The organism is Microcoleus sp. AT3-A2 (genome assembly GCF_036705685.1).
GTDB lineage: Bacteria > Cyanobacteriota > Cyanobacteriia > Cyanobacteriales > Microcoleaceae > Microcoleus.
Window position 1 is genome coordinate 1 of record NZ_JAUBVF010000043.1, and the last position, 20766, is coordinate 20766.

The 20766-nt window shown below is 44.1% G+C and carries 15 protein-coding genes and 1 pseudogene; 7 read left to right on the forward strand and 9 right to left on the reverse strand.

The annotated features are described in order from the left end of the window. Window positions 1–55: 55 nt before the first annotated feature. Both QUB37_RS20775 and QUB37_RS20780 read left to right on the forward strand, forming a co-directional pair. The gene (locus tag QUB37_RS20775) at window positions 56–316 is read left to right on the forward strand and encodes a hypothetical protein (RefSeq protein ID WP_333165598.1); all 261 of its coding nucleotides are present in this window, start codon (window positions 56–58) and stop codon (window positions 314–316) included. Window positions 317–388: 72 nt separating this feature from the next. Next, the gene (locus tag QUB37_RS20780) at window positions 389–3409 is read left to right on the forward strand and encodes an O-linked N-acetylglucosamine transferase family protein (RefSeq protein ID WP_333165601.1); all 3021 of its coding nucleotides are present in this window, start codon (window positions 389–391) and stop codon (window positions 3407–3409) included. Here the strand turns inward: QUB37_RS20780 and QUB37_RS20785 are convergent. From QUB37_RS20785 to QUB37_RS20800, 4 genes are all read right to left on the reverse strand, one after another. Continuing rightward, the gene (locus QUB37_RS20785) at window positions 3393–4784 is read right to left on the reverse strand and encodes an FkbM family methyltransferase (RefSeq protein ID WP_333165604.1); all 1392 of its coding nucleotides are present in this window, start codon (window positions 4782–4784) and stop codon (window positions 3393–3395) included. The two genes, QUB37_RS20780 and QUB37_RS20785, sit on opposite strands and share 17 nt — an antisense overlap. A 31-nt stretch (window positions 4785–4815) precedes the next feature. Beyond that, the gene (locus QUB37_RS20790; RefSeq protein WP_333165605.1) at window positions 4816–7050 is read right to left on the reverse strand and encodes an O-linked N-acetylglucosamine transferase family protein; all 2235 of its coding nucleotides are present in this window, start codon (window positions 7048–7050) and stop codon (window positions 4816–4818) included. A gap of 103 nt (window positions 7051–7153) precedes the next feature. Next, the gene (locus QUB37_RS20795; RefSeq protein ID WP_333165608.1) at window positions 7154–7672 is read right to left on the reverse strand and encodes a type IV pilin-like G/H family protein; all 519 of its coding nucleotides are present in this window, start codon (window positions 7670–7672) and stop codon (window positions 7154–7156) included. Window positions 7673–7785: 113 nt separating this feature from the next. Then, a complete protein-coding gene (locus QUB37_RS20800; protein WP_333165611.1) occupies window positions 7786–9105 on the reverse strand; it encodes a methyltransferase domain-containing protein in 1320 nt (439 codons plus the stop codon). A gap of 126 nt (window positions 9106–9231) precedes the next feature. Between QUB37_RS20800 and QUB37_RS20805 the strand changes: the two genes are divergently transcribed. The 4 genes from QUB37_RS20805 (at window position 9232) to QUB37_RS20820 (ending at window position 13785) form a co-directional block, all read left to right on the forward strand. Then, window positions 9232–9420, forward strand: coding sequence for a hypothetical protein (locus QUB37_RS20805; RefSeq protein ID WP_333165613.1), 189 nt, complete (start codon window positions 9232–9234; stop codon window positions 9418–9420). Window positions 9421–9497: 77 nt separating this feature from the next. Further along, window positions 9498–11651: an O-linked N-acetylglucosamine transferase family protein gene (locus QUB37_RS20810; protein WP_333165616.1), complete on the forward strand. Its 2154-nt coding sequence runs from the start codon at window positions 9498–9500 to the stop codon at window positions 11649–11651. Window positions 11652–11812: 161 nt separating this feature from the next. Continuing rightward, window positions 11813–12430 (forward strand): Uma2 family endonuclease, encoded by a 618-nt coding sequence (locus QUB37_RS20815; protein WP_333164492.1) that lies wholly within the window; start codon window positions 11813–11815, stop codon window positions 12428–12430. 179 nt (window positions 12431–12609) lie between these two features. Continuing rightward, the gene (locus QUB37_RS20820) at window positions 12610–13785 is read left to right on the forward strand and encodes an AI-2E family transporter (RefSeq protein WP_333165619.1); all 1176 of its coding nucleotides are present in this window, start codon (window positions 12610–12612) and stop codon (window positions 13783–13785) included. Between the two features lie 97 nt (window positions 13786–13882). Here QUB37_RS20820 and QUB37_RS20825 read toward each other — a convergent pair. Continuing rightward, window positions 13883–14378: pseudogene (locus QUB37_RS20825) on the reverse strand (Uma2 family endonuclease). Between the two features lie 199 nt (window positions 14379–14577). Here QUB37_RS20825 and QUB37_RS20830 point away from each other — a divergent pair. Further along, a complete protein-coding gene (locus QUB37_RS20830) occupies window positions 14578–15753 on the forward strand; it encodes a homocysteine biosynthesis protein (protein ID WP_333164497.1) in 1176 nt (391 codons plus the stop codon). Between the two features lie 290 nt (window positions 15754–16043). On the opposite strand, the gene cobA is transcribed toward QUB37_RS20830, so the two are convergent. From cobA to QUB37_RS20850, 4 genes are all read right to left on the reverse strand, one after another. After that, entirely contained in the window at window positions 16044–16853 is an 810-nt protein-coding gene (gene cobA, locus QUB37_RS20835) for a uroporphyrinogen-III C-methyltransferase (protein WP_333165622.1), read from the reverse strand. Then, window positions 16850–17590 carry a sirohydrochlorin chelatase gene (locus QUB37_RS20840; protein WP_445300046.1) on the reverse strand — a complete coding sequence of 247 codons (741 nt, stop codon included), beginning with the start codon at window positions 17588–17590 and terminating at the stop codon, window positions 16850–16852. The genes cobA and QUB37_RS20840 overlap by 4 nt, the downstream gene beginning before the upstream one ends. A 264-nt stretch (window positions 17591–17854) precedes the next feature. Then, on the reverse strand, window positions 17855–18538 hold the full coding sequence (locus QUB37_RS20845) for a manganese catalase family protein (RefSeq protein WP_333165625.1): 684 nt from the start codon (window positions 18536–18538) through the stop codon (window positions 17855–17857). Window positions 18539–18734: 196 nt separating this feature from the next. Beyond that, window positions 18735–20261 (reverse strand): serine/threonine-protein kinase, encoded by a 1527-nt coding sequence (locus tag QUB37_RS20850; RefSeq protein WP_333165628.1) that lies wholly within the window; start codon window positions 20259–20261, stop codon window positions 18735–18737. Between the last annotated feature and the right edge of the window lie 505 nt (window positions 20262–20766).

Below are 20766 nucleotides of genomic sequence, written 5' to 3' on the forward strand. Positions count from 1 at the left end.
AGCGGAATGATGCGAAAGCATCACGTTCCGTTCTGAACGAGAGGTAGGGGTAGAAATGCCCCTATCGACTCTAACAATTGATCATCGAATTATAGATGTTGCTGCGGAGAGAAACCCAGATAAATATGGCGCTTATACTCTGGGAACTGAGATTCCCATTATCAGTGAAGAGGAGTCAAGGGCTATGAACCCGGATTATTATCTAGTCTTACCTTGGCACTTTAAAGCAGAATTTATCAAACGCGAGCAAGAATCTTTGAATAAAGGAATAGGGATGATATTTCCTCTCCCAAACATTGAAATAATTAAATACTAAACCTACCTCCAAGTAGCGATTTATGTATTGGTGACTAGCAAAGCAATAGAAAATAGGAAACAAGTGAGTTTTATGATTAAAGTTCTGAAAAATTGGCAAGAAATCGGCGACGCAACTCTCCGCCTACAGCGCAAAGGTCTCCCAACACACTCAGACACTCGGAAAAATTGGGACTTGTCCCTACTTTACGAAACTATTGCCTCGGAAAATAGGAATTCTCGAATTGTTGATCTTGGATGCAGTCCAGGTTGTACTCTGGTTTTGTTGATTAGCCTTGGATTCACAAACCTATATGGCATAGATTTTGATCTAGAATTCACTGGAGGTAGAAATTTCCCAGCTAATCTTTATAAGGGGGATCTTACAGATACCACTTTTGAAAGTGATTTTTTTGACGTGGCAATTAGTATTTCTGTAATAGAACATGGCGTAGATTTGAAAGAATTATTTAATGAAGCTAACAGAATTCTAAAAAAAGATGGATTACTATTCTTGACGACTGATTATTGGGCTGAAAAACAAGATGTTGGGGAAATTAATCCTCTGGGGTTGCCCTGGAAAGTATTTTCGGAAGCAGATATACAAGAGTTAATTAACATAGCTCAAGATTATGGATTTTCCTTAAACGAAGATATAAATATTCCTAGCTGTTCAGAGCAGACTATTATTTGGCAAGGGATAGAATACACATTTATTGCTTTGATATTCAAAAAGAAAGAAGCAGTTTATCAAAAAAGCAGAGAGAAAGTAGACAAAAATGTATCTGTAGGTGAAGACTCGATCAAATTAACGGCAACAGAAAATCAAACCGAAAGTCGGGCTGAGAGAGCAACAGAATCTCTATTGTCAACCGTTCGAGTGTCCTGTGAAAACTATCATAAAAATCTCGATGAAAATTCGGCAGTACAAGATTTGCGTTTTAGTAGGAAAAAAGTTGCTGATTTATGGCTGAATTTAGCAGAAGGTGAACTTGAAAGCGCTTACTTGGGAGAATTAGGAGAAGCGCATCGAATTTTGCTCAACAGCGGGATTAAAAATGAACAACTTACAGATACAGAACAGAGGTTTTTGGATGAAGTAGCAGCAGAGCTTTCTAGAGGATTTGATGCTCCGAAAGCTATCCCTTATCTGTTAGTAGCCATGCTGTACCGGCCTGCCGCTCAGTTGCCGTTGCAGCATGACATTCTGCGGATTCCCCAATGGTTGCTCAATAACTATCTGACATTCATGTTTGAGCCTCCAGCTTTATTTCAGGAAGTTGGAGAAGCAGACAGTTACTATCACTATGCCAAAGAATGGGTAGATTACCTCCATGAGAAGATTTTGAGCAACCAAGAATCACAACTGTGGCAGGATGTGGCTGTTAGTTTTTATCAAAATGCTAACTTCATTCCGGTTTACTTTAATAGTCAGAATCTGAAAGATATCTGTCAAAAGCGTGCTGAGATACTGGAGTTTGTCTTAAAAATTGGTGGACACCAAATTGATTGGGATTTTCCTGAGAGGTTGCACGAAAGAAACAAAATTCGTCTAGGAATTTTGGCAGCCCATTTTCAGCCACAGACTGAAACTTTTGCCACACTGCCCGTTTACAAGCACTTAAATAGAGATTTATTTGAAATTATTCTTTACACGGTACAGGCAGGCAATCATAGACTGGAGCGATATTGCGGTGGTCACGCTGATGCTAGGGTTTTACTGCCCCAAGATTTGCCGAGTCAAGTTCAAACTATTCGGGATGGAGACCTGGATGTTATTCTGATTGCCACCAACGTTACAGCAGGCGCTAATTCCATAGCATTGCTGGCTTTGCATCGGCTGGCGCGGATACAGATTGCTAATGTATGTTCCTGCATCACTACTGGGATGCGTCATGTAGATTACTATGTTTCAGGCTTATTTAGCGAACCAGAAAATGCTCCTCAGCAGCATTATACAGAGACCCTACTTACATTAGATGGGTCGGCTCACTGTTATGATTTTGCGACAGAGGAACAGCTTACAGCTACCATCAGCGTTAATAGAGAAAAATTAGGGATTGCTGAGGATGCTGTAGTTTATATTTCGGGTTCTAATTTTTACAAAATTACTCCTGAAGTAGAAGCAGTTTGGACAAAGATAGTTGCTAGTACACCTAACTCAAAGCTGGTTCTTTATCCCTTTAATCCTAACTGGTCTTCAAATTACGCAGTTGCCGCTTTTGGGAAGCGTTTAGCTGCTAGTTTTGCCCGGTATGGTTTGAGCGAAGAGCAGTTAATCATTCTTGATTGTGTGCCGAACCGCGCTGATGTATTAGAACGTTTGAAGCTGGGTGATGTTTATTTAGATTCTTATCCATTTGCTGGTGCAACATCCCTGCTAGATCCCTTAACGATTGGTCTGCCAACAGTTGCTATGGGAGGCAGCACTTTTAGGTCTAGGGTAGGATTGGCGCTTTTGAAAGAACTGCAACTTGATGAGTTGATTGCGGAAAATGAAGAGTCATATATCGAGTTGGCGATCGCACTTGGTACAAACCGTGAATTGCGCCAACAAAATAGCAATTTGATCGAGCAGCGAATGCAGAGTAATCCCAAATTTTTAGACAGCCGTACTTACTCGGCTCAAATGGGAAATCTGTTTCAAGAAGTATTCCGCTCCCAACAAGCAACTGTTCTGACCGACAACCTGAACTTAAGAGCAATAAACCTGATTATTTTCCCAGACTGGAGTCAATCGGAAGATACTTTATTTCAAGAGTTGACGAATGCGATCGGCGCGATCGCAAATCACCCAGACAAAAGTAAGATGACATTGCTGGTAGACACGAGCAATGTTTCTGAGGAAGATGCCAATCTCGCTTTGTCTGGCGTAGCGATGAATCTTTTGATAGAACAAGATTTAGATGTATCTGACGGGCCTGAAATTTCACTGATTGGACAGTTGAGCCAAATGCAGCGGGAAATACTCATCTCTCGGCTTTACGGTCGGATCGTTTTGGAAAATGAGAATAGAGAGGCGATCGCCAGAGTACAAGCCCAACACATTCCCACTCATCAATTAGACAGCTTAATTATCAGCCACTCCCGTAATGAAATCAGTTCTCCCTCTTAAGGGTATCCTGCGGTGGGCTAGCTCCAAAAAGCCTGGTCCCCGCTTGCTCATATAATTCTCTCGAAAGTGGGTGCAAAAGATTGTATTCTAAAACATTTTTCACAACTAGCAGCAATAAGCCAGAATCTACTTCAGAGGATTGATCCGACTTCACAAGCTTGATTACGCCCAAAGAATCGAGATCAGCTTCTGTATAGCTCCCCATCAGAATAGACAGGTTAATCAAATGCAATAGATTATTAATGTCTGTCGGACTGATTTCCCGTAGATGATGGCGGATTGTCCAAGTAATTCCATAGTCTCCAACTTTTCCCCGTCGCTCCGCTTCTGCTTGCAGGACCTGGATTAAATCCTTTGTCCAGAGCTCGACTTGTTCGCTATCTTCTCCCGTCATCCCCATCAGCCATGTCGCCTGAGCTTCTATTTCTTGTCCGTCTAATAGCAACGCCAACCCCAAATACCAATAGTAAGACCTATTATCGGGTTCAGCTTCAATAGCTTGTTCGTAGAGATTGGCAGCTCCACTGTAATCTCCTTGAATGAAGTTTTGATAGGCTTGCTGCTGGATAGTTTCGGCTTGGATCAATCCAGTTTTTTGTGAAACTTCAAATGGCATCAAATTTTCGACCTGTGCCATTAAGTTTTCTCGATACGCTTTCAAATGCGTCCTCAATATTTCTTCCTGCTCCTTTCCTACTAGATAACGGGATTCTTGTGTAAACTGACCTGATTCTTTGACAAAAACCATATCAACTTGAAATAAAGCTGCGTCTGAAAGTCGATACTGAAAATCGACAATATCGTAGGCTACAAAACCTTGGTCTTTCATAAACTTGATCACAGCGCACATCTTATCAAATCTAGCTAATACATATAAAGTAACTTCTACAATTACCAACTCTGTATTTTGCAGAATTTGAGTAGCACCTGCTAGGACATTCAGTTCTCTACCATCTACATCAACTTTGATTAAATACGGCCCTTCTAACTGGCGAGTTCTACAAATTTCATCCAGAGTAACGGCCGGGATTGTCCTGAGTTCAAAAGTTTCTGAGCTAGCCTCGCCCTCCTCTGAGATGTAAGAGTGGATAAAGTTACTCAAATTCACTTGAAGAGGTACAAGCCCTGCTTCTTTGGAAGCAGCAGCAATTATATAGTCGGCTCTTTCAAGATATTGACAAATTTTTTTGAGATATGGTTCGTTTTCTGCTATGGGTTCGATCAGGAGATATTTTGATTTGGGAAAAGCTTCATAAATTTCAAATGTGCCTAATCCAGCACCTACGTCAATAACTGTTTCCGGTTCAAAACCCAACTGCTTTGCATTCCATAATGACCCAAACATTGAACTTCTAGGAATTTCATTGTTCGTCATAGTAATTTTTCCCTCTGCTATTCCTAATGGATCAATTTCCAGCTTCAACGTAAATTTGCCACATCTGCTTGTATGCTTTCTCCATCTCTCGTGTAAATTGCTTACCATTCCACAACGGAGCCGTTTGTCGAGACTGTCGCAGTTTCCAAGATATCTGCTGCCGCAAAACTGGATCTTTCCCTAAGCGAATCCCCCACTCGACATACTCTTCATCAGTCCAAGCAATCCCTTCGGAAATACCAGCATTCATCATCATCGTGTAGCTGTTGCGGGCCGCAAACTGCTCTCCCACTCGCGTCACTAAAGGAACGCCCATCCACAGCGTTTCCATAGTTGTTGTAGCTCCATTATAGGGATAGGTATCGAGTACCACATCAGCAATGCCCAAATTAGCTCGGTGTTCGGTCTCCGATCCTGTCAATGCTAAAAATCGCAGGCGATCAGCTCCCACTCCTTCTGATTCTGCAACTTCGACAAAAAACTTTTTGATTGATTGTTGATCCGCCATACCTTTAATTAAAAAGTAACTATTCGGTACAGCTTTAATAATTTGCATTTGCAGCCGTGCTGTATCAGGATGATACTTATATCCCCTCTGAGCGCTAAGATAAATCACAGCATCACTGCCGATATCCAAACTATCGCGCCGGAGGGTTGGCACCCCAACTTCAAAACCATCCACTGCTATGTAAGTTTGAGGCAAACGCCAGATTTTTTCCGTATAGTATTCCTGAGCCGACTCTGGCAAGACGTAAGGATCGGCAATATAGTAATCAATAGTTGGCACACTCGAAGCATCCCACCCTAGCCAAGTTACTTGAATTGGTGCTGGTTTAAGGGCCATAATTTCACAAGAATTACTCAGCGTTATACTATCGAGATCGACTAAAATATCTATTTCATCTTCGTAAATTTTCTCAGCAGTGTCGTGACTATCTAATCCTAGTTTATAAGCTTTGTCAACTTTGCTAATGTACCAATCTTCTAGCTTATCGTGACTCATTTCAGAGCCAAGCATGTAAGCATTTACTTCAAAGCTATCTCGATCACGGTACTCAAACACCCACCGGGCAAGCCATCCCACAGAATGGCTGCGTAAGCAATGAGACAGATATCCAATCTTCAAACGTTTACTAGGAGGATCAATCTTGATAAGGGGCAATCGCCGCTGGCGAAATTTCTCCACTTTCTCCTTTGCATAATTTTCAACATTTAACTGAGCCAACTGAGCTAATTGACGGCGAATTCGTATATTTTCCTGTGGGATATCCTGAAAGTATGGGAAAAAGAACACACAAATAAATAAACGAACATTAGTACACTGAATCAGGGAGGTCGGTTGCTCCTCTATCAAGGAGGCTAACAGGGATTTCTGCGTTTCCAAGGCTAAACAAAATTCATCCCAATAGCCGCCCGCTCCGAGCAAACCGCGCACGAGCAGGAAATTAGCATAAACTTTACTTGCTAAGTCTTCCATAACTGAATAGCAAAACTTAGCAGTTTCTATTCCTTTAGTATACTCGCTAATATCTTGATAGAAAGAAGACAAAGTAGCCAGTAATTCTGGATGTTGAGGAGATACACGCAAGGCTAACTCAGTGAAGCGTGCTGCTAACTCAGCTTGCTTTGCCGAGTAAGAAATCTTATAAACAAAGGGTATTAAAAGGCTCAAAAAAGTCAGGGGGTCTTTGACATGGGCTGTACAAGCTTCCGTTAAGTCAAAGGATGACGGATAAAAAGGAGCCCTGTCTAAAACATTCTTCAATACTTGCATCAATAGCTCAAAGTCTACCACATTCGCTTGTTCTGACTTTAGTAGCTCAATAACGCCTATATCTACGAATTCCTCTCCTGTATAAGTCTCAAGCATGGTGGACAGCCCGATCAAATGCAACAGGTTGTTGATATCTGTAGGATTAATTTCCCTGATATGCTGCCGAATTGCCCAAGCCACCGCATAGTTACCCAGATCCCGCTGTCTATCCGCCTCGGTTTGCAGAACTTCTATTAATTCCTCAGTCCAACACTCTATTTCTTCAGATTCTCCCTCCGCCACTCCCAACAGCCAGGTAGTCTGAGCTTCTACCTCTTGTCCTTGCAATAGCAACATCAATCCTAACTGCCAGTAGTGGGATTTGACACTTGGTTCATCTTCAATTGCCTGTTCATAAAGCTTTGCAGCCTGAACGTAATTTCCTTGAAGCAGCAATTGATCAGTTTTTTCCTGCCAATCAGATCCTACAGTCGATAAATCACTAGAAACCATAGACCAATAAGTTTAAAACAGTTTTTACACAATAAATAAGAGCAGGTAGTACATAAAGTTCTACCCGCTCCCGTTAATCAGCCATACTTGTTAGACTTAGCAATTACTTGGTAACTTGTGTCATGTTTGCCGCACCACAAGTTACCTCAGTCACCCCAGTCAAAGTAGGTACTGTTGGAGCACCAAAACCAGTAGTCTCACAAAGTATGCTTTGCGTGGTGTTTGCCTCACCTGCAGCAATCAACCCGACTCCCCCTGCATATCCTTTGAGAGTCGCACCAACGGGGGTTGCCAGGGAGGTAGCAGCATTTGTCGTACCTGTTAAAGTGTAGAGATAGTTAGTGGTTTGAGTTTTGAGACCCAGACCCAAAACTGCAACGCTAGTCCCAAAGCTTGGATTCTCTGCGTAATAAGCCTGCTGACCCTTATTAATTGAAGCGACATACTGCTTAGCTTCTGTCTGCTTGGCTTTATTAGCTTGGCTGAGGAAGGCGGGCAAGGCGATAGCGGAAAGAATACCGATAATGATGATAACAACCAGCAGTTCAATCAGGGTGAAACCTTGATCCTGTCTTCTTTTGTTGATGTGTTGCAGGAACTTGGCTTTAAATTCAGTCTTCATAAGTCTTTTCTCCGTGAGGGGTGGGATGCTCGATTTCTAACTCTTATATGTAACTTACCCAGTTATCGGCGCTTTAATATCACCCCAAACTATTTTTTTTTCACCTCCTGGCTCTAAGGCTCCAAAAGTAGATACAGAAAGACTTCCAGCCTAATCAACAGTTCCTTGACTTCCTCAAAGACAGTCTCATCACTAACAGACTCTAGGTTAAAACCGATCTGCGAGCGGATTTGGAGCCACTGCTGCATGAGCGACACCACAGACTGCGGTCCCTCCCAAAGAGGTAGCAAACAAGCGGCCATTGTACTGTCGATCGCCACCGGCGCTAGAGTTGGCACAATAATATAACGGCTAATCTCAAACGCCGTCTGGCTGTCAATGCAATTACTCAAGTCTTCCCTAATCTGGGAAGTCCTCAGTTGAGGGTGCAGGTGTACCCGTGCTTCCCGCCATTGGGCCTGAGTCCATTCCGCAACTGGCACAAAAGCCTGAGTTCGATCGGGATTGCCGCACCAGAAATCAAACAAACGGTGCAGGGGATGTAACAAGTCAAATAAATGCAGCCGCTCTTCCAAAGAAGCTTCTGGCAGACTCATCGCCAAAAACGGAGGCAAATCATCTGGATCTTTGAACAAATCCATTAACTCCCACCTGCGCCAAGCCACCATACTGATAAACTCTAAATCAGCACCTCTCAACATTCCAAACACTTCAGGAATGCTACAACCTTTATCACCCACCAATAAATAGTTAGCCATAATCCATCCCTCATCCTGCGCGCGCTCGGAATTCCAGGTGAATGCCTTAAGCCCTACTTCATCTTGTAATGCTTCCATTGTTTCCCGGACTATTTCTATCTCCAATTCTCCCGGAGATCCATTCATTAATCCCATTGCTTTAAAAGCAGCTTGAGCGCGAAATACTCCAGCTCTACCATTTGAACTGTGAAGGTTGGTGCGGATAATTCCGTCTGGAGACAGAACCGATTTCATTGCTTGCAATCCAGCAACAGCGTCGGGCAAGAGATACAGAACTTCGTCAGCATTGATATAGTCAAACTGTAAGCCTAAACTGGGTAATTCTTCTATTTTCAAAGCATAAAACTTTGCATTAGCAACGCCATGATACTGTAAACGTTGCTCAGCTAGTCTCACAGATTCTTCGGATAAATCGATGCCTACTATTTTCGCTCCCGGATTGGCTATAGCTAAAACCAAGGATTTATAACCCGTGCCGCATCCCGCATCTAGGATAACTTTACCTTCTGTATTAATAACTCTTCTATTTCTGAAGTAGTAAGCAGTGACAAGATTATGAAGGTAGAGGAATTCACTGTTGTCTTGGGGAGATTGTTCTAGGGGGATTCTGGGAAAAGGAGTATTGTCAAATTGCTGGCGAATGTTTTCTATTAACTCTAAATTTTGGTGATCCATTTTCAATTACACTCAACGCTGGCAAATTACCTTAGTATCTCAGAAAATAGCCGATCGCCCACCCACACGCAACACATACTTGCAATAATAGTCTGAAAACCGAGCGCCCAACCAACGACCACCTCCATGAACACCAACATCAGCCCCATCCTCAAAGTATTCTCCCTCTCCGCCGCACTTTCCCTGGCCATCAAGTACGCAGGGCCTAGCTTATCGATCCCGTCTACCGACCTCAACGCCCTGATCGCCGTCTTTACCCCCAGTATCATCATGGCTGCCATCCTCGGCTGGCGATCGCGCCAACAGCCAAGATAGGGGATGGAGGGCGATCGCGCCCAAAGACGAGTTAAATTAAGCTAGGGGCGATCGAACACTCACACCAAAACCCCTCAATGCCCAGCAATATAGATGAGACAGACAATCACATGGATGTAGCCACCTTAAATCTGAAACCCTTAAATTTGCTGATTTTTCCTGATTGGAACCAACCAGAAGAATCTCTTTATTTAGAGTTAGAACTAATTATTAAGAGTCTGGTAAGTCATCGCGATAGCGATTTTCTAACTCTTTTAATAGATGTGAGCGAACCTTTAGAAAAATCAGAGTTAGATGCCAATTTAATTTTATCAGCGATTGTGATGAATCTTTTCATGGAAGAAGATTTAGATACTAGCTGCGAACCAGAAATTATTTTATTGGAAAACCTCAATCGAAGCCAGTGGCAGGATATTTTGCCACAGATTCAATATCGAATTAAGTTGAATGCGGAAAATCACCAAGCAATAGCAGAGTCTGGAAACGCAGAAATTCCAGTAGTGGAACAGGAACAACTTAGCGATATAACTGTTGATTCCCAAGCATTAGCGTTGACAGAATTCGGCAACAAACTCTATCGTCAAGGAAGATACGAAGCTGCCATTAAGCACTATCAAAGGTTTTTAGTATCCCAGATAGGAGATATAGAACTGTATGGTAACTTAAGCGAGTGTTTAATAAACCTCAACAGAATCGAAGAAGCGATCGTGATTATTGAATCAGGCATCCACCATTACCCAACAGCAGGACAACTGCACTTTCAAATCATCAAAATTTTCCAGCAAAACGGACGCACTCAAGAAGCTATATCAAGTGCAGAAATAGCAACGAAAATACTGCCGAATGAATATGTTTTTCAACTCTTTAAACACTTAACCTTGCCGATTGTTTATAACACATCAGATGAAATCAAATTTTACAGGGAAAGATTTGTCCTCAAATTAGAAAAATTAATTCAGCAAACCTCCCTAAAAACTCCAGAAGACAAAATTAATGCTTTGCGGGGTTTTAGTAGTTTCACTAATTTTTACCTAGCATATCAGGCTCACAATGTTGTGGAATCGCAATCAAAGTATGCTAATTTAGTCCATCAAGTTATGGCCGCTAACTATCCGCAGTGGGTGCAACCACAATCAATGCCTCCACTGCTGGAAAATGGCAAAATTAGAGTCGGTTATATTTCTAGTTATTTGCATTCTTACAGTGGCACTTTATGGTTAACTGGCTGGTTGCGTTATTGCAACCATAAAGAATTTGAAATTTACTGTTACTACACGGGTAACGATCCCGACCCAATTACAGAACAATTTCGCCAATACAGCGATCGATTTCACCACATTCCTCACAACCTAGAAGCCGTATGTCAACAAATTATTGATGACAAATTGCATATCTTGGTCTTCCCAGAAATCGGCATGGACGCACCAACTATACAAATAGCAGCTTTGCGCCTTGCCCCCGTGCAATGTTCGGCGTGGGGACATCCTGTCACCTCTGGTTTACCGACGATTGATTATTTTATTTCTAGTGAATTGATGGAACCGGAAAATGCACAATTGCACTACTCAGAAACCTTAATTAAGTTGCCGAATATTGGCGTTGCCTACCCAAAACCAACCGTCGGTAAATTAAACCACAGTCGCTTAGATTTTGACCTCAGAGAAGATGCAGTAATTTATTTATGCTGCCAAGCCCCTTTCAAATACTTACCGCAATATGATTTCATTTTAGCAGAAATTGCCCGCCGCGTTCCGCAAGCTCAGTTTATATTTCCTCGCGGCGAACTGCTGCAGGAACGGCTCAAGCGTGCTTTTGCTGGTGTTAATCTTGACAGCGAAGATTACTGTCTATTTCGAGCAATTCCAACTCGACAAGAGTACATAGCAATTAACTTTCTTTCCGATGTTTTCTTAGATACTTTTACTTGGTCGGGGGGAAATACATCTTTAGAGGCGATCGCTTGCAATTTACCCATAGTCACCTGTCCGGGAGAATTTATGCGGGGACTTCACGCTTATAGCTTTCTAAAAATGCTGGGAGTAACAGACACAATTGCCCAAAACGAAGAGGAATATATTCAAATTGGTGTCAAGTTAGGTCTAGACTCACAGTGGCGGCGAGACATTGCACAACGCATGAGTCAGCGACAAGATGCTGTGTTTGACGATAAAGTTTGCGTGACTGCGTTAGAGGTTTTTTATAAACAAATTGTTCTAGAAAGACTTAAATAAGTGTTTTATTAAAAATTTAATTTATTTTTGGGCTAGCGCTGAATTATCTCTACAGAAGACTGGCACCACTTTTAATCTTAAGAAGATACTAACAACAAGTCCATCTCCCCTATCAATTCCGGCCCAGCACAACCATCAAAACCAAAGTTGAGGCACTCACCATGATTCAAAGCATACCTGAATTAGTAACATTCGATGAATTCATTAACTGGTATCCTAAAAATTCAGAACACCGCTACGAATTACACAATGGAGAAATTGTTGAGAGACCAAAAGCAACAGGTAAACATTCTAAAGTGGCCGATTTTACCGCACTGAAAGTCGGAATAGAGATTGAGCGTCTCAATTTGCCCTACTTCATCCCCAAAGAATGCGTCATCAAACCCATGCGCGAGGAATCGGGATATGAACCAGATATTATTGTACTTAACGAACAAACCATTGGAAACGAGCCGCGATGGGAGAAATCATCAATTATCACAATGGGTTCATCAGTCCCCCTAATCGTCGAGGTAACTAGCACTAATTGGGGTGACTCATATGCCCTAAAGCTTGAGGCATATGAGTCAATGGGTATTCAAGAATATTGGATTATAGACTATCTAGGATTGGGCGGCCGACGGTTTATTGGCAACCCCAAACAACCTACTTTTTCGGTTTACCAACTAATTGACGGGGAATACCAAGTCAAACTGTTCAAAGGCGGCGAGGGTATTGAGTCCCCAACTTTCCCAGAATTGAAGCTGACAGCGCAGCAGGTGTTCGCAAAAGGGAATTGAGGAGGCTGCTTATACTGATGTCCGAGTAGGGGTATCTGATTAAAGATGCGATCGCCCGCATCTAAGGTATCTTATAGAGATGCGATTCATCGCTTCTGGGCTGCTGAACAATTACCAAGCAGCAATTCCCAATACCCTATTCCTCAATCTAAAATCTAAAATCTAAAATCTAAAATCTAATGAAGCTAGGACAGTGGATGGGCTTATTAGCCCTCATCGCATCTTGTTACATCCTGTGGCAAATCAGGCAGGCCCTACTGTTGCTGTTTGCCGCCGTCGTCTTAGCCACCGCCTTAAACAAACTAGCACGCTACTTGCAAAAATTCGGACTCAAAAGATCGATCGCTGTACTCTTATCAGTTAGCTTCCTCATCCTCGTATTCGTAGGCTTATTCCTGATAATTGTACCGCCCTTTACCCAACAGTTTCAACAACTTACCCAAAGAGCCCCTCAAGGAATAGAAAGATTAAATCAGTGGATTGATCAATTTGAGGGTAGCTTTTCAGGACAATTTGGTCAGCGGCTGCCCAATCTTGATGTTAACGACATCATGCAACAACTGCAACCTTTATTCAACCAACTCGTCGGCGGTGCAGGAGCCTTTGTCGGCAACACATTAGGCGTTATTCTCAGCTTTTTGCTAGTCATAGCTTTGACCTTGATGACATTAGCAGAACCTCTATCTTACCGCCAAGCATTCATCCAACTATTTCCCTCTTTTTATCGACGACGAGTCGATGGCATCTTAGATGAATGCGAAATAGCTCTCGGCCGATGGGTCATCGGCGCTCTCATTAGCATGAGTGTGATTGCTTTTTTGAGCTTAATTGGTTTGTCGGTCTTGCAAGTCCCCCTACCGCTAGCTCACGCTGTAGTAGCAGGATTTCTTAACCTAATTCCCAATATAGGCCCCACCCTAAGCGTCATTCCGCCAATGACGATCGCACTTTTAGATTCTCCCTTACAATCAGGTTTTGTCCTAATCCTTTACTTTCTAATTCAACAGTTTGAAAGCAACGTCCTCACCCCCTACGTCATGGCACAGCAAGTATCACTGCTGCCAGCAGTAACATTAATAGCTCAAGTATTCTTCGCGACCTTCTTTGGATTTTTAGGCTTATTGCTAGCTCTCCCCCTCACCGTTGTAGCTCAAGTTTGGATTAGGGAAGCCCTAATTAAAGATATTCTAAACCAGTGGAGTGCCAGCCCTAAAACCTTAGCAGCAATCGATTCTGCTATCCATGAAAAACATGAATCTCTAGGAGTCGCCGAAAGCCTGCCAGAAAAATATTTACCAGAACAGAAACCAGACATCCCCGATCCGGCTGAAAATGAGGATCCTGAAAATCAATAGTTAAGGTTCATAATGACTTCTGTCCTGCTTCATTCCCAGTTATAGGACAGAAGTATTCACTACAAACTGAGAAAAAATGTGGTACAAATACCCTCAACTAACTATCTTCAAGCCTCGCATTTTCTACCGTATCTCTGCCGACGCTAAAAATCTGTTTAACCGTCAAATTTAACTGCCCAACTGTGGGCGACAAAACCCTCTTACTACCCCGAAACTGACTGACTTGATACTCACCGTCAACTAAATGGTGAACAGAAAAAGTAGGTTGTTTGGGGTTGCCAATATAGCGTAGCCCGCCAAGTCCCAAATAGTCCGCAATCCATTATTCAGAAATGCCCAAAGCTTCGTAGTCAACCAATTTATAGCCATAATCATCCCGCCAATTGGTACTAACAACTTCGACAATTAGCCGGGCAGAACTACCCATTGTAATGATAGATTCCTTTTTCCATCTCGGTTCGCTGTCCGTCCCTTACCTGTCCAAAACGATCGCATCCAGTTCCATTGTGCAGTTCGTAACGGTTTACCGAATTTTCAGGATACCAGTCAATAAATTCATCGAAGGTGACTGGTTTTAATATCGCTTGATTCATGGCGATCGATCTTTATTTTATTTATAATATAATCCTGATATCTGTTATAGCATTTTGCTGTGTTATCAAACCGAGGTCGATCGCCCAAACAGCATTCGCTCGATCGACATTCCATCAATCCAAAGTCAATCCAAAATCAAAATTACTCCAAAATCAATCAATTCAAAATCTAAAATCCAAAATCTAAAATCTAAAATATATGAGATCGATCGACGAAATCAACGATAAAATCAGCCAGGGCAAAGCCACAGTGTGGACAATCGAAGAACTCAAAACTAGAGTTCAAGAAACCAGCATTACCCAAGCAGCCAAAGAAGTCGATGTGATTACCGCAGGCACATTCGAGCCGATGGAATCCTCCGGTGCAATCATCAACCTCGGCCATACCGATCCGCCGATAAAAATCCGCCAATGCTGGCTGGACGGCGTTTTAGCCTACTCCGGCTTCGGGGCAGTAGACCTGTACCTGGGAGCCACCCAAGTAGCCGAAGACGGCGAAGAATCCCGCGAACGGGGCGGCGGACACGTCATCGAAGACCTGATTGCCGGCAAACCCGTGCAGTTGCGAGCCTTGGGGCAAGTAACAGACTGCTACCCCCGCGCCTCCTTTGAAACCACGATTACCCGCGATACAATCAACCAGTTTTATCTATTCAATCCCCGGAACGCATATCAAAACTTTATTGTTGGCGTCAATGGAGGCGATCGCCCGCTGTTCACCTACCTCGGCCCCCTGCAACCAAACCTCGGCAACGCCGTCTACTCGAACCTTGGAGCCATGTCTCCCCTGCTCAACGACCCCGACCTCGAAACCATCGGCATCGGCACCCGCATCTTCCTAGGAGGCGCCACCGGCTACATCACCTGGGAAGGAACCCAGCACTTCCCCCTGCAAAAACGCCAGCCCAACCGCACCCCCATCGGCCCGGCCGCCACCCTTGCACTAATCGGCGACGCCAAACAGATGAACTCCAAATGGGTGCGCGGCTGCTACTTCAAAAACTACGGCCCATCCCTGATGCTGGGAGTCGGCATCCCGTTTCCAGTCTTAAACGAAACCGTCGTCGCCCACTGTGCAGTATCAGACAAAAAAATAGTAGCGCCGGTGGTAGATTTCTCTATCCCCCGGCGCGTTCGTCCCACCTTCGGTTTAGTTAGTTACGCTCAATTAAAGACTGGCCGCATCCTCATCGAGGGCAAACCAGTGCGGGCCGCCCCCCTTGCGAGTATGTTTCTCTCCCGGCAAGTAGCATTGGAATTGAAGCAGCAAATTGAAGCGGGTCAATTTACCCTCACGGCCCCAGTTGCTCCCCTACCCACCGACAGAGTATTTCTCCCGCAAGATTTGTGGGGGGCCCAAGTGAGGCTGGAATAGACATTCGCTAAACTAAAATCACGGATTATACAGCGTATTCCAGGTTTATAAAATACACCTCAGAAACCGGGTTTCTTTACAGTTCTCGCATCCTTACTGATTCTGTTGCTCGAAACCCGGTTGATCGCGATCTACATCTACATAGAATATGCTGTAAATATGTCATTTATGCGTCCTGGAATGACATCGGAATGACATTAAGGGTGCGATTGTCCCCGCTGGCGAGGCACCTTAGAGGGAGCGAAATCAAAGCGATCGAAATTATATCGGTTCTGACCCAATTTTCCCGCTTATTCTACAGTCTGAGAAACTGGCCGACAGCCAGACAATATCGAGTGCAAATTGACAACATTTCCGATTACCGCGATCGCAGGTGCTGCAAATCCGATCGCCTCAACTTGCTCTATAATTGTACCCAAAGTTCCGATCAATTCTTCTTGTTCCGGCCGCGTTCCCCAGCGCACTAACGCTATGGGCGTTTCTGCACTCAATCCTGCATCTGTTAACTGGCCGATAATGTAAGGCAAATTGTGGATTCCCATGTATACTACAATGGTTTCCGAGCCACGAGCGATCGCCTGCCAATTTACTTCCGGTCGATATTTTCCCGCTGATTCGTGACCGGTGACAAAGGTGACAGAGGAACTGTACGATCGATGTGTTAAAGGAATTCCCGCATAAGCAGGGGCCGCAATCCCAGAAGTTACGCCGGGGACGACTTCTACTGACACTCCCGCTTTTACCAACTCTTCCATTTCTTCGCCGCCGCGGCCGAAGATAAACGGATCGCCGCCTTTGAGACGAACTACGATCGCATTATCTCCAGCTTTTTCTATCATTAACTGAGTGGTTTCATCTTGCATTAACGAGTGACGCCCTTTGCGTTTTCCGGCATCAATTCGTTCTGCTTGGGGGTTGATTGCTGCCAAAATTTGAGGGCTGACTAAAGCGTCGTAAATCACGACATCTGCACACTCTAACAAAGCTTTTCCCTTCAAGGTCATCAAACCCGGATCTCCGGGTCCCGCACCTACTAAATACACTTTTCCTAAAGACATTTTTCTTTCTTCCTTTACCTCTTCTTTGCCTCTGCGGTTCATTTTTGAATTAAATTCCCAATTAAGTCTGCTAATTGTACACTTGCGCCTAGAGGATTTGCGAGATGAAGTTCCGCCGCAGGAAATTGCTGCTTTAGCTGTGCGACATTTTTGGCGATCGCATCTGTAATTCCTCCATTAAATAAGAAGTATGGCACAATCCCTATTTGCTGCTGTCCACCACGAACCAAACAGTCAATTTGCTCTTCCAAACTCGGCTTTACCGACCAATAAGCTGTCAGCGCACCGAGTTTGCTAGCGATTTCCTCAACTGTCGAGTTACCTCCGGGGCGACGGCTGCCGTGAGATAATAAAATCCATTTTGGCAATAGCAGATTGGGCAGAAAAGTCACCTCTTCCATCTGACTTTTTACCAATTTTGTTAAGCCTGCTTCCTGGGAACCTAAATGCGGGCGCAATGCAATTTTTAGCTTGTCACCAAAAGTTTGTTGGGCAATTTCCACCTCTGCCGGTATGTCTTCGGCGACGTGAACTCCCGGCAATAAAAATACAGGCAGTATTTGCAATTCTGTCAGTCCCAGCGACAAAGTACGTTCGCCAAAACTGCAAATTTGTTCGTGCAGCGGTGCGGGCCCGAGTTCTAAGGTGGCGGTTGCTACTGCGGGGAACGAGTCAGCCAATTTTTGAGACAGCAGTTGACCTAGGTTTTCCAAAGCTACTTGAGGTCTGGGGTCACGGCTGCCGTGAGAGACTAATAAATAGGTCGATCGCAATTTCAATATGGATTTGATGTTTAATGTTCGATCCGGATCTGGACTTGCGCGTACCAACTCAAGAAACCGGGTTTTTCAACGGCTGCAAGAGGCTGCTGCGAAGTATTTTCGTAAAAAAAACCCGGTTTCTGCAGGAGTCCGGGAGATTTTCAATAACTATAACATTTTTTAGCCGATCGCTCTTGATAGCAAAGAGTAGGCTGGGTAACGCGAAGCTTTACCCAACCTACTCAGCTACTTTGGTGCGAGGGTGATTGCGGAATATTCAGATTAAACTCTTGGGCCTGGTTCGGCGATGTATTGGAAAGTAGGTTCCGAGTTCCAAGGGCCACGTTCATCCTTGCCATTTGTTGACAAGTTAAAGTAGAGATCTACTGTGTTATCTGGCGGAATATTGCCGAACATCGGATCGGTGAGTTTACCGAGCGATTCCAGAGCTTTCATAAACATTTGAGTGTGAGAAATTTCGCGAGTCAGCAGGAAGTGCAGCGTCTTTTTCGTTCCTGCATCCGGTGCTAATTTAATCAATTCTTCGTAGGTTTGGCGAGCTCCTGCTTCGGCAGCGATATCAGCGCGCAAATCGCGCACCACATCCCCGCCTTCATTGATATAAGCTGCTGTCCAAGCTTGACCTTGGCTGTCCAACAAGTGTGGTCCTATGCCGCGCACGGCAAACAAAGTGCTTTTATAAGCTTCTGTTTGGTCAACATTTTTGGTGTGCATTTCTATCAGTTGCCCCACCATTTCTAAGTGGCTGAATTCTTCAATCGCAATATCTTGAAGCATATCCTTAATCCCTGCATTTTCACAGTGGAATGACTGCACCCAGTATTGCAAAGCTGCTGTGAGTTCTCCGGTTGCTCCGCCAAACTGTTCTAGCAGCAATTGGGCAAAACGGGGGTTGGCTTCGTCTACTGTGACCGCAGACATTAATTCTTTTTTGTGAAAAAACATGGATCGGTACCTCTTTTTAGTTCTCTTGTTAAAGTCTCAAGGATTGCAGACTTTATCTGTGTTCGCCTTCAGAATCCATTGTGCGACAAACGATCGCACCGAGCCTCGGTCGATGGATACATCTAGCTCGACAAATTTCTCTGCTTTCAGGTAGAGTTTAAATATGAAATTTTACTTAGTGAGTCGGTAGACCAAATTACAATTTAGGAGCAGGATTATTGTCGCACTCGGTTAATTTTGCTGACAGGGCATCGAGATGTCGCAGCCACTGAAGGCCGCCCACCCAACTGCGAGAGGGGAGGTGTCCGATTGGTGCTTGCTGACTAAATTTAATCTGCCCTAAAGCAGTAGCAGAATTGTAGGTTTGCCAGTTGACCCGATCGCAAAATCTGATATAGTCTCCCTTAACGCTTTCATAAATCTGCTTTTGGACGCTGAAGCCAAACCGACCTTGACTGTAGTGCAGCCACAGGCGATCGAGTGTTTGCAATTCTTCGCAGGGTAGCTGGTAAATTTGGCTAATTTCTAGCTGAGTTCCCGGTTGCTGGGAAAGAGATTGACACATCAGAACCCAAGTTTCGCGATCGGCTTCTTTCCACTTTTTGTTTGACAAAAAATCCCGCAGTTTGGTATAATCAACTCCCCGTGCAGAAATTAGATCTCGATCGAGATTTGAAGTAACAGATAAGGAAAAAGTTTCTGCGGAATTGGCGACTGATTTTGTGGGTAAAATGGGAGAATCAGAAGTTTGTAGCGCGCCCAGATCCGTTGAGTTGTCGCTATTACTGGGAGCAGGAGCGATCGGCTTTTTGGGCGAAAGCAAATTTGGATTGCAAATATCTAAAGCTGCTTGGATATCTTGCAAAACTTCCGTAGCAAAACTGTACCGCTGATTGAGACGAGTTTGCAACAATTTATCTAAAATTTCGCCTAACTCGTCGCTAATACTCGTCGCTTTGGGGAGAAACTCGCGCCACCACCAGCGCTCGTTGTTGCAGTCGTACATATCCAAAGGAGGAACTTGCGTCATTAGGCGAATGCAAGTAACCCCTAAACTGTAAAGGTCGCTAGCAGGAAATACTTTGCCACGCATTTGTTCGGGAGCTACATAATCTTGACTGCCAATGAGCGTTGCTGAACGGAGTAGGGCTGAATCAGTCAGCAGTTTGGCAATGCCGAAATCGATCAATACGAGTTTGTTGTCCGATTGGCGGCGGATAATATTTTCAGGTTTGATGTCGCGGTGAATGACGCGCTTCTCGTGGATAAATTGCAGCACGGGCAGTAAGTCTTGCAGCAGTTGCCAAACTTTCTCTTCATCGTAGACACTCTTGTCTAATTCTTGTTTAAGAGTCGATCCCTCTATAAACTCTTGAACTAAATAAATATGACCTTCTTGTTCAAATCCCGCTAATAATGTGGGGATTTGCGGGTGTTTTCCGAGTTCGTCTAAACAGACGGCTTCTTGGCGAAATAATTCAACGGCTTTGTTGAAAATTTCGGGGTCACGGTCGTAAAAATAAAATTGCTTGACTGCACAGCGGGGTAGAGATGGGATGTCTTCATCAATTGCTAGAAAAGTTTTACCAAATCCGCCTCTACCTAAAAGTTCAATCGGGCGATATCGCTGTCTCAGCAACAGGTTAAAGCCGCAGTTTAAGCAAAATTTGGCGGTGTTGGAGTTTTGACGATTTTGACATTCTGGGTTGACACAGTAGCTCATATCGATTTTAGATTTTAGATTTTAGATTGCGGACAAGACTTTTTTTTAAACGAACCGCGAAGATGCGAAGCGGCGCGAAGGAATAGGGAAGAGAGAAGAGAGAGAAGAGGGATGGTTGATAACTCATGCGGTGTGGGATAAGCTGTCCCGCTTCTTGCGTTGTATTTTTCGGGCGGGCGGGACACCCCACAAGCATTTCCTCTGAGATGTTGCACAATTCTCAATAAGGTTTTTAGGGGCGGACTAGAAGATCCCACCCTAAAAGAAATTCATTCTTTGTGGAACAGGCATCTTGCCTGTTCTTGAGAATTGTGCCAGAGGTGAGTTTTATCAAACTGGAGTGTAAAATTTAGATGCACCTGGGCTGATAAGGCTATTTTAATGCGCTTGGCCGAATCGGGACGCTGCCAGAGCTGCCCAACCCAGGCCGCATGAGTGCTGGGGGCGAGATAATTGCCGTTGGCGAAGCCCTCGAAGAGGCTCGCACAGGCCGATCGCACAGAGC

What these genes read in the sequence shown, in the direction of transcription:
- QUB37_RS20775 (WP_333165598.1), top strand. Translation starts at nt 56, where the DNA reads ATGCCCCTATCGACTCTAACAATTGATCATCGAATTATAGATGTTGCT.
- QUB37_RS20780 (WP_333165601.1), top strand. Translation starts at nt 389, where the DNA reads ATGATTAAAGTTCTGAAAAATTGGCAAGAAATCGGCGACGCAACTCTC.
- QUB37_RS20785 (WP_333165604.1), bottom strand. Translation starts at nt 4,784, where the DNA reads ATGACGAACAATGAAATTCCTAGAAGTTCAATGTTTGGGTCATTATGG.
- QUB37_RS20790 (WP_333165605.1), bottom strand. Translation starts at nt 7,050, where the DNA reads ATGGTTTCTAGTGATTTATCGACTGTAGGATCTGATTGGCAGGAAAAA.
- QUB37_RS20795 (WP_333165608.1), bottom strand. Translation starts at nt 7,672, where the DNA reads ATGAAGACTGAATTTAAAGCCAAGTTCCTGCAACACATCAACAAAAGA.
- QUB37_RS20800 (WP_333165611.1), bottom strand. Translation starts at nt 9,105, where the DNA reads ATGGATCACCAAAATTTAGAGTTAATAGAAAACATTCGCCAGCAATTT.
- QUB37_RS20805 (WP_333165613.1), top strand. Translation starts at nt 9,232, where the DNA reads ATGAACACCAACATCAGCCCCATCCTCAAAGTATTCTCCCTCTCCGCC.
- QUB37_RS20810 (WP_333165616.1), top strand. Translation starts at nt 9,498, where the DNA reads ATGCCCAGCAATATAGATGAGACAGACAATCACATGGATGTAGCCACC.
- QUB37_RS20815 (WP_333164492.1), top strand. Translation starts at nt 11,813, where the DNA reads ATGATTCAAAGCATACCTGAATTAGTAACATTCGATGAATTCATTAAC.
- QUB37_RS20820 (WP_333165619.1), top strand. Translation starts at nt 12,610, where the DNA reads ATGAAGCTAGGACAGTGGATGGGCTTATTAGCCCTCATCGCATCTTGT.
- QUB37_RS20830 (WP_333164497.1), top strand. Translation starts at nt 14,578, where the DNA reads ATGAGATCGATCGACGAAATCAACGATAAAATCAGCCAGGGCAAAGCC.
- cobA (WP_333165622.1), bottom strand. Translation starts at nt 16,853, where the DNA reads ATGAACCGCAGAGGCAAAGAAGAGGTAAAGGAAGAAAGAAAAATGTCT.
- QUB37_RS20845 (WP_333165625.1), bottom strand. Translation starts at nt 18,538, where the DNA reads ATGTTTTTTCACAAAAAAGAATTAATGTCTGCGGTCACAGTAGACGAA.
- QUB37_RS20850 (WP_333165628.1), bottom strand. Translation starts at nt 20,261, where the DNA reads ATGAGCTACTGTGTCAACCCAGAATGTCAAAATCGTCAAAACTCCAAC.